This window comes from Streptomyces sp. ISL-12 (genome assembly GCF_018614415.1).
GTDB lineage: Bacteria > Actinomycetota > Actinomycetes > Streptomycetales > Streptomycetaceae > Streptomyces.
On record NZ_JAGGOO010000036.1, the window covers coordinates 95,006 to 102,000 of the forward strand.

At 72.9% G+C, this 6,995-nt stretch carries 4 protein-coding genes; all 4 read right to left on the bottom strand.

Annotation, left to right across the window (positions count from 1 at the left end):
- Nucleotides 1-133: 133 nt before the first annotated feature.
- On the bottom strand, nucleotides 134-1,318 hold the full coding sequence (locus J7I94_RS10860; protein ID WP_215166783.1) for a cytochrome P450: 1,185 nt from the start codon (nucleotides 1,316-1,318) through the stop codon (nucleotides 134-136).
- 56 nt (nucleotides 1,319-1,374) lie between these two features.
- On the bottom strand, nucleotides 1,375-2,610 hold the full coding sequence (locus J7I94_RS10865) for an LLM class flavin-dependent oxidoreductase (protein ID WP_215166784.1): 1,236 nt from the start codon (nucleotides 2,608-2,610) through the stop codon (nucleotides 1,375-1,377).
- Between the two features lie 82 nt (nucleotides 2,611-2,692).
- Nucleotides 2,693-3,451: an arylamine N-acetyltransferase gene (locus J7I94_RS10870; RefSeq protein ID WP_215166785.1), complete on the bottom strand. Its 759-nt coding sequence runs from the start codon at nucleotides 3,449-3,451 to the stop codon at nucleotides 2,693-2,695.
- Between the two features lie 43 nt (nucleotides 3,452-3,494).
- The coding region (locus J7I94_RS10875; protein ID WP_215166786.1) for an SDR family NAD(P)-dependent oxidoreductase at nucleotides 3,495-6,995 on the bottom strand (3,501 nt) is incomplete at its 5' end.

Sequence of the window (6,995 nt, forward strand, 5' to 3'; positions counted from 1 at the left end):
CTCAGGGCGTCGGCACTCAGGGCGTCGGCACTCAGGGCGTCCGGCACCCCGGGCGCCTGACACCCCGGATGCGTCGACGGCGGTGCGGAGGGAGGCCGGGACGGGCAGCCCTGCGCACCGCCGTCGCCTGTGCTCACCGGGGAGCGAACTCCACCGGCAGGGACGTCAGGGAGCGGATGAACGGGTTGGGCTTGGCGCCGACCTCGGCGGCCGGTACGGCCAGACGCAGGTCGGGGAAGCGCCGGAACAGGCTCTCCAGCGCGGTCTGCGCCTCCACACGGGCCAGCGGCGCGCCGATGCAGTAGTGCACGCCCTGGCCGAACTGGAGGTGCATCACGTTGCCCCGCGTGAGGTCCAACCGCTCCCCGTCGGTGACGTGCGCGGGGTCGGAGTGGGCGGCGTCCATGTCCAGCAGCACCTGCTCGCCCGCGGCTATCGTGACGCCGCCGATCTCGACGTCCTCGTTGGCGAAGCGCACGACGAGGACGCCGGGCCCGGCGTGCCGCAGCAGCTCGTCCAGGTTCCGGCCGGCCAGCTCGGGGTCCGCGCGCAGCAGGTCGAGCTGGTCCGGCCGGGTCAGCAGAGAGAAGACGGCGTTGCTGATGAAGCTGCCGGTCAGTTCGTAGCCGGCGATCAGCATCATGCGGGCGGTGGAGACCACCTCGCGGTGGCTGAGCCGGTCGTCCTCGTGCGCCGACATCAGCGCGCTGATCAGGTCGTCCCTGGGGTCCTCGCGCCGCTCCTCGGCCAGGTTCTCCACGTACGACCACAGTTTCGCGGAGGCGTCCGCGGAGCGGGCGGCGGCCTCCGGGTCGAAGGGCGGCAGCAGCATCAGGTCGGCCCACTGGTGGAACTCGGTGCGGTCGGCGATGGGCACGCCGAGCAGCTCGCAGATCACCTGCATGGGCAGCGGGACGGCCAGCGCGGAGACCAGGTCCGCCCGGCCGTCGGCGGCGACGGCGTCCAGCAGACTGTCGGTGATCTCCCGCACGCGCGGCCGCAGGGCCTCCACCCGGCGCGCGGTGAACGCCGTGCCCAGCAGCCGGCGCAGCCGGGTGTGCTCGGGCGGGTTGGTGCCCATCAGCGTGTCCTCGAACAGCCCGCTCACCGGGGTGGTCTGCCCCTGTGCGGCGGCGTAGGCGGCGGCCGGGCTCATCCTGGGGTGCGCGAGGCACTCACGTACCTCGTCGAACCGGGACACGAGCCAGGCGGCGGTGCCGTGCATCTCGATCCGCCGCGGCGGGCCGTGCTTGCGCAGCTCCTCGGCGACGCTCTGCGGGTCGAGGATGCGCATCTCTTCTTCCGGTGTCTGAGCCATGGCGTTACGCGATCTCCTCATGAGTAAGCGGGTCGGTGAGCGGGTCGGTGAGCGGGTCAGGGGGCCGGGTTGGGGCTGCGGGCGGGGATGACGTAGGCGGGATCGGCCGTGCGGGGCGGTTCACGCCGGGCCAGGGCGGCGTCGAGGGCGGGCCGCAGCCGGGCGGCCTTCGCCTGCTCGGCCCGCTCGTGCCGCTCCTGGAACTCGGGCATCACCTCGCGGGCGAACAGCTCCAGCGACTCGCAGACGTGCTCGTGCCGGGTCCCGCCGCCCTGCACCAGGAAGATCGCCTGGTCGAGGCCGGCCTCCTCGTGCTGCCGCAGGAACCGCCGGATCTGCTCCGGGGTGCCCACCGCGCCGCGCGCCGGGTTGCCCAGCGGCATACCGGGCTTGCCGAAGGCGGCACGGCCCATGCCGTAACGGTCGCGGTCGCGCTGGAACGTCTCCCACAGCCGGGTCCGGCCGGGGGCGGCGGCGCCGAAACCGGCGTAGAAACCGAGTCCGAAGTTGAAGAACTGCACGCCGTCGGCGCCGCGTTCCACGGCTGTCGCCTCGTCCTGGTGGCAGAACATCGGGATGGTCGCGGCGACCTGCGCGTTGACCGCGAACCCGGCGGGCACGCAGTCCGCGGACTCGATGCCCTCGTAATAGGCGTCGACCCACTTCTTGGTCTCGGCCGGGCCGAAGAAGGAGAAGTTGAGCGCGCCGAGCCCCTTGGCGGCGGCGAGCCGGATGGCATCCCGGTTGCCGCAGGCCATCCACATCGGCGGGTGCGGCTTCTGCCGGGTCTTGGGCAGCACGTTGCGGACCGGCGCCGAGACGTACTTGCCCTCGTACCCGGCGAACGGCTCCTCCACGAACATGCGGGCCACGGCGTCCACCGCCTCCGCCCACTGGTCCCGCTTGACGGCACGCTCCACACCGAACCCCTCCAGCTCGGTGGGGGTGGTGGACTCGCCGGTGCCGAACTCCACGCGTCCCCCGGACAGCAGGTCCAGCGTGGCGATCCGCTCGGCGATCCGCGCCGTCGGGTTGAAACCCGGCGGCATCAGGGCGACGGCGTGCCCGATCCGGATACGGCTGGTGCGCTGGCTGACCGCGCCGAGGAACACCTCCGGCCCGGACATGTGCGAGTACTCCTCCAGGAAGTGGTGTTCGGGACACCACACATGGTCGAAGCCCAGCCGGTCGGCCAGTTCTATCTCCGCCAGCATGTCGTGGAAGAGCCGGTGTTCGGAGTCCTCGGTCCAGGGACGGGGCAGCTGGGCACCGTACAACAGGCCGAACTTCATGGGCGCATCACTTTCCTCTGCCGGCGGTCGGCCGGGAACGGGGACGGAGGCGGGGCGGGGGGGGGCGACGGCACCGGACGGGTCAGTCGCGGCCTTCCCAGTAGGTGGCGATCACCTCGGCACGCTGTGCGGGGTCGACGAGGACGGAGACCTTCTCGTGGCCGTCCTCGACGGTCGTGAACATGTTGCTGGTGAGGAACACCTGTCCCCGCTCGGTGGCACGCCGGCGCCGGCGCATCGAGGCGAGGATGGCCGGCCCGTTGCCGCCGCCGACGCCCTCCCAGGCGTCGTAGGTCCGGGGCGCGGTGGTGAAACGGTAGGTGGTGCGCCAGTCGTGTCCCAGCGTCCTGGCCTGGAGCACGAGGAACCCGTCCCGGCGCACCACCCGGAACGCGCAGCCGTACTGCCACTGCGGCTCGTCCTCCACCAGACGCAGCGGCTCGGTGAAGCAGAGCCCGGCGTGTCCGACGTCGGCCAGCCACTCCTCGCCGTCGATCCGGACGAGCATCAGCATGTGCTCCGGGTCGGGCGCGAAGGTGTCACCGGGCAGGTAGGTGCCGCCGCTGAGCACGTCCAGGTCGTAGCCCAGTTCGCGCAGGAGCCGGGCGAACAGGGTGTTCAGCTCCAGGCACATGCCGCCGGCGCCGGTCGGCACGATGGCCTCGAAGGCCTTGTCGACGTCGATGTCCGCCATGTTCACCGCGCTCAGCCGGTGGGTGTGCGCGGTGTCGTAGGGGACGGACGTGAGGTGACTGCGGTGCAGCCGCCGCAGGTTCTCCAGGGTGGGCGCGGGTGGCCGGTCGAATCCCAGCCGCGCCAGGTAGGCGTCGGTGCTGAACATGTGCGATCCCTTTCTCGTTCGCTTCTCGCCCGCATGACGTGTGTCATGAGTTCGCGTCCATGTCCGGGTTCGGACCGCTCAGTCCGTCCCGCAACTGCCGGGCCAGCATCCGCAGGGTCGGGTGGTCGAAGACGAAGCTGGGCGGCAGCCGCAGCGCCGTGTGCCGGGCCAGGCGGTCGCGGAGTTCCACCGCCGTCAGGGAGTCCAGGCCGATCTCGGTGAACACCACGTCCGGGTCGAGGGCGGTGGCCGCCGTGGCCGCCGTGTACCCGAGGACCTGCCCGGCCTCCCGCAGCACCAGGTCGAGCAGTACGCCCTCCCGTTCCTCCGCGTCCAGACCGGCCAGCCGCGCGGACACCGGCTCCTCCTCGGCGACCGCCGGCGCCCGTCGTGCCGGGGGCACCAGGGTCCGCATCGGCGGGGCGACGGGTCCGGCGGCGGCCTGGGCGCGCAGGGCGGCGAGGTCCAGTTTCATCGGCACCACCACGGGCAGGCCGGTGCGCAGCGCGGCGTCGAAGAGCCGCATGCCCTCGGCGGGTGCCAGTGCGGCGACGCCGCCCCGTGCCGTCCGGTGCCGTTCGGGCCGCTCGGTGGCAGCGAGCCGCCCGGTCATACCGGTACCGGCGGCCTGTTCCCACATGCCCCACGCCAGCGACACGGCGGGCAGGCCCGCGGCGCGGCGCCGGTGCGCGAGCGCGTCCAGGTAGGCGTTGGCGGCGGCGTAATTGCCCTGCCCCGGGTTGCCCAGGACACCGGCGGCGGAGGAGAACAGGACGAACGCGGCGAGTCCGGAGTCCCGGGTCAGCTCGTCCAGGTGGCGCGCACCGTCGGCCTTGGCCCGCAGCACCGTGTCGAGCCGCTCCGGCGTCAGGGCGGTCAGCACCCCGTCGTCCAGCACACCCGCCGCGTGCACCACGGCGGTCAGCGGTGCGTCGGCGGGCACCTCGCCCAGCAGCGCCGCCACGGCGTCCCGGTCCGCGACATCGCACGACGCGATGCGTACCCGGGCTCCCGCCGCCGCCAGTTCCGCCGCGAGTCCGGCGGCACCGGGGGCCTGCTCCCCGCGCCGCCCGGCCAGCACCAGACTCCGCACCCCGTGCACCGCCACCAGGTGCCGGGCCACGACCGCGCCGAGGGCACCGGTACCGCCGGTGACGAGGACGGTGCCGTGTCCCAGGCCGACGTCCGGCCCATCACCCGCCGTCGCTCGGACGAGCCGCCGGGTGAACCACCGACCGTCACGCAGGGCCAACTGCGGCTCGTCGGCGGCAGGGAGCTGAGCGAGCGCTCCGGTGCCCCAGCCGGTGTCGGTATCCGTGTCGGCGTCGAGGAGAACGACCCGCCCCGGGTTCTCCGCCTGCGCGGAGGCCATCAGGCCCCACACCGCGGCCGTTGCCGGGTCGGCCGGCTCGTCCTCCCGGACGGCGACGGCGCCCCGCGTCACCACGACCAGCCGACTGGACAGCAGCGACGGCTCGGCCAGCCACGCCCGCGCCACCCGCAACGCCCGTCCGGTCACCTCCCGCACATCGGCCGTCTCCCGCACATCGGCTGCCGCACCGCGGAGGTCCAGCAGCAGTGTGTCCGGTGTCTCGGGCGCGGCGGACAGCCGGTGCACGTCACCGGCGTCGGCCACCGGCACCGGACGGAGGACCCGGGACTCGCCCCGTGCCGGCACCTCCTCCCAGGCGACGCGGAACATCCGGTCCGCCGTGGCCGCCGTCCCGGTGAGCTGCCCGGGGTCGACCGGCCGGGACACCACCGACCCGAGCGACGCGATCGGGGCACCGGCACCGTCGGCCAGTTCGAGGGCCATGGTGTGCGTGCCGCTCAGGGTCACCCGGACCCGCAACGCCGAGGCACCGGACGCGTGCAGCGTCACGTCACGGTAGGCGAAGGGCAGTACCAGCTGCGGCTCGGACTCGTCACGCTCGTGGAAGGCCAGGGCGTGCATGGCGGCGTCGAGCAGCGCGGGGTGCAGTCCGAACGCCGCCGCCAGGTCACGGTGCTCGTCCGCGAGGGCCACTTCCGCGTACACGGCGCCGTCACCGCGCCAGGCCGCCCGCAGCCCCTGGAACACGGGCCCGTACCGGTACCCGGCCTGCTCCAGACCGTCGTACAGCCCCTCGACGTCCGCCGGGTCCACGGCCACCGCGCCGGCCGGCGGCCAGACCGTCAGGCCGGCCATCGACGTGGCCGTGGCCGCGACCGTGTCCGTGTCGTCCGCAGGACGCAGCGTGCCGGAGGCGTGCCGCGTCCACGGCGTTCCCAGCCCGGCGTCCTCGGCGCGGGAGTGGACGCGCACGGCGCGCCGGCCGGTACCGTCGTCAGCCGCGACGCCGACGCGCACCTGCGCGGCGGCGCCCTCCGCGAGGACCAGGGGAGCCTCCATCACCAGTTCCTCGACGGCACCGCAGCCGACCTCGTCACCGGCGCGCAACGCCAGCTCCACGAAGGCCGCACCGGGCAGCAGTACCGCCCCGGCCGCGACGTGGTCGGCCAGCCACGGGTGCGTGGCGAGCGACAGGCGCGAGGTGAACAGCACCTCACCCGACTCCGGTACTTCGACCACCGCGCCCAGCAGCGGATGCCCGAGGCCGTCCATCCCGGCGGCCGACACATCACCGGCGGCACCGGGGCCGTCCTCGCCGGTCAGCCAGTAGTGCGCGCGCTGGAAGGCGTAGGTCGGCAGCTCGGGCATGAGCGGGGGACGGGCGGTGGTGCCGTGGAGGACGCCGAGGTCGACGGGGATGCCGGCGATGTGGAGTTGGGCGAGGGCGGAGGTGAGGGTGCGGGTTTCGTCGGCGTCGCGGCGCAGTGCGGGGATGAGGGTGGTGTCGCTGTCGTGGTCCAGGTTCTCGCGGGCCATGGCGGTGAGGGTGCTGTCGGGGCCGAGTTCGAGGTAGGTGGTGACGCCGTGGTCGGCGAGGGCTTGGATGCCGTCGGCGAAGCGTACGGCTGTGCGTGCGTGGCGGACCCAGTAGGCGGGGGTGCACAGGGTCTCGGGGTCGGCGAGTTGTCCGGTGATGTTGGAGAGGAGGGGGAGGGTGGGGGTGTGGAAGGTCAGGCTTTCCAGTACGTGTTGGAACTCGGTCAGCATGGGTTCCATGCGGGCGGAGTGGAAGGCGTGGGAGACGGTGAGGCGTCGGGTGCGTATGCCTTGTGCGGCGAGTTCTTGTGCTGCTTTGAGTACGGGTTCTTCGTCGCCGGAGAGGACGGTGGAGGTGGGGCTGTTGACCGCTGCGATGTCCACGCCGGGCGATGGGGGGATGTGGTGTTCGGGGGCGGCGACGGCGATCATGGTGCCGCCTTCGGGCAGTGCTTGCATCAGGCGTCCGCGGGTGGTGACGAGTGTTGCCGCGTCTTCCAGCGAGAGCACGCCTGCTATGTGTGCGGCTGTGATCTCGCCGATGGAGTGTCCGCCGATGATGTCGGGTGTGATGCCCCAGGAGGCCGTGAGCCGGTAGAGGGCGACTTCTACGGCGAACAGTGCGGCCTGGGTGTGGATGGTCTGGTTGAGGCGGTCGGGGTCGTCACCGAAGAC